The organism is Methylobacterium sp. W2 (assembly GCF_020662345.1).
In the GTDB taxonomy this organism is placed as follows: Bacteria; Pseudomonadota; Alphaproteobacteria; order Rhizobiales; family Beijerinckiaceae; genus Methylobacterium.
This window is the reverse complement of record NZ_VMOA01000118.1, coordinates 1-397: the sequence shown is the minus strand read 5'-3', so window position 1 is coordinate 397 and position 397 is coordinate 1. Positions and strand designations below refer to the sequence as shown.

Sequence of the window (397 nt, the reverse complement as noted above, 5' to 3'; positions counted from 1 at the left end):
GTTCATGGTTCTTTCATCCGGTCTTGGATCACTTTTCAACTTGCTGCTGAAATGGATTTTCAAAAGAGAACGACCGGATATCAGACCTCTGATTGAGGAGCAGGGATTCAGTTTTCCGAGTGGCCATTCAATGGGATCTTTTATTTTTTATGGCTCGCTGGCCTATATGATCATCCATTTGGCAAAAAGAAAACGATGGAAGACTGCATGGACAGTGATGCTAGGCTGTTTTATCATCATGATTGGGTTAAGCCGCATCTATTTAGGCGTTCATTTTCCCAGTGATGTAATAGCTGGATTCGCAGCCGGAGGTGCCTGGCTGACAATAATGATAATTGGATTCCGCTATTATGAGTACCGCAAAAATGTATAATGGGTATTGAGAAATGCGCAGTTT

Annotated in this window: 1 protein-coding gene; it reads left to right on the top strand. The window is 42.3% G+C overall.

Going from position 1 to position 397, the window contains the following annotated elements:
• Positions 1–373: phosphatase PAP2 family protein (locus FPV16_RS25980; RefSeq protein WP_227441382.1), on the top strand; the 373-nt coding region annotated here is incomplete at its 5' end.
• Positions 374–397 lie beyond the last annotated feature (24 nt).